The organism is Streptomyces calidiresistens (genome assembly GCF_014141525.1).
Lineage (GTDB): Bacteria > Actinomycetota > Actinomycetes > Streptomycetales > Streptomycetaceae > Streptomyces > Streptomyces calidiresistens.
Genome location: NZ_VKHS01000969.1, coordinates 1 through 1,806, shown reverse-complemented (window position 1 = coordinate 1,806; position 1,806 = coordinate 1). Strand labels below are relative to the sequence as shown.

The 1,806-nt window shown below is 72.6% G+C and carries 1 protein-coding gene; it reads left to right on the top strand.

What is annotated here, in order from left to right:
* The coding region (locus FOE67_RS24620) for an aldehyde dehydrogenase family protein (RefSeq protein WP_228474255.1) at window positions 1–1,806 on the top strand (1,806 nt) is incomplete at both ends.

The window sequence follows — 1,806 nt, the reverse complement described above, 5'->3', positions numbered from 1 at the left end:
CAGCCGGCCCGGCCGACACCACCGCACCCCGCCCCGCCGACCGGGTCGCCGCCCTCGTCGGTCGCGCCGAGCGGGCCCTGCGCGAGTGGGAGAGCCGCGACCAGGAAACCGTCGACCACATCGTTCGCCGCGCCTCCCTCGCCGGACTCGCCAGGCACGACGACCTGGCCGCCCTCGCCGTCGAGGAGACCGGCCGCGGCGTCATGGAGGACAAGGCGGTCAAGAACGTCTTCGCCTGCGAGCACGTCACCCACTCCATGCGCGACATGCGCACCGTGGGCGTCATCTCCCGCGACGAGCTGAGCGGCGTCACCGAGATCGCCGAGCCGATCGGCGTCGTCGCCGCCCTCACCCCGGTCACCAACCCGACCTCCACCACCCTCTTCAAGGCCCTCATCGCCCTGAAGACCCGCAACCCGATCGTCTTCGCCTTCCACCCCTCCGCCCAGCGGTGCAGCGCCGAGGCGGCCCGCACCATCCGCGACGCGGCCGTCGCCGCCGGTGCCCCCGCCGACTGCGTCCAGTGGATCGAGGAGCCCTCCCGCGAGGCCACCGACGCCCTCATGCGCCACCCGGCCGTCGCCACCATCCTGGCCACCGGCGGCAACGACATGGTCCGCGCCGCCTACTCCTGCGGAAAGCCCGCCCTGGGCGTCGGCGCCGGCAACGTCCCCGCCTGGATCCACCGCACCGCCCGGGTGCCGCGCGCCGTCCACGACGTGGTCCTGTCCAAGACCTTCGACAACGGCATGATCTGCGCCGCCGAACAGGCCGTGATCCTGGACCGGGAGATCCGCGAGCAGGCGCTGGAGGAGTTCCGCCGGCTGCGCGCCCACCTGGTCACCGCCGAGGAGAAGCGACTCCTGGAGCGCCTGATGTTCGGCGCGGACGCCGACGGCAAGGGCTGCGCCGGCGGACGCCTCAACTCCGCGGTGGTCGGTCACGACGCCCGGTGGATCGCCGAGCGGGCCGGCTTCACCGTCCCCGAGGGCACCTCGGTGCTCCTCGCCGAGTGCGAGGACGTCGGCCCCGGCGAGCCGCTCACCCGCGAGAAGCTCTCCCCGGTCCTGGCGGTGCTCACCGCCGACGACACCGCCGCAGGCATCCGCCTGGCCGAGCGCATGGTCGACTTCGACGGCGCCGGCCACAGCGCGGTGGTCCACGCCGAGGACCCGGAGGTCGCCGAGGAGTTCGGCCGCCGGATGCGCGCGGTGCGGATCATCGTCAATGCCCCCGCCGCCCTGGGGGGTGTCGGCGACATCTACAACTCCTTCCGCCCCTCGCTCACCCTGGGCTGCGGTTCCTGGGGCCGCACCTCGGTCTCCGACAACGTCGGCGCCGAGCACCTGCTCAACATCAAGCGGATCGGCAACCGCACCACCAACATGCAGTGGTTCCGCGTGCCGCCGGAGATCTACTTCGAGCGCAACTCGCTGCGGTTCCTCGCCGAGATGCCCGGCCTGGCCCGGGTCACCGTCGTCACCGACCGCACCATGGACCGCATCGGCCTGCTGGACCGCCTCAAGAAGGTCCTGCGCTCGCGCACCGAGCCGGTCCACCTGCAGATCATCGACGACATCGAGCCCAACCCCGAACTCGCCACCGTGGAGCGCGGCGCCGCCCGCATCCGCGAGTTCGACCCGGACACCATCATCGCCTTCGGCGGCGGCTCCCCGATCGACGCGGCCAAGGTGATGTGGCTGCTCCACGAGCACCCCGAGGTCTCCTTCGCCGACGCGAAGGAGAAGTTCTTCGACATCCGCAAGCGGGCCTTCCCCTTCCCCACCCCCGGCGCCCGCGTCGGGC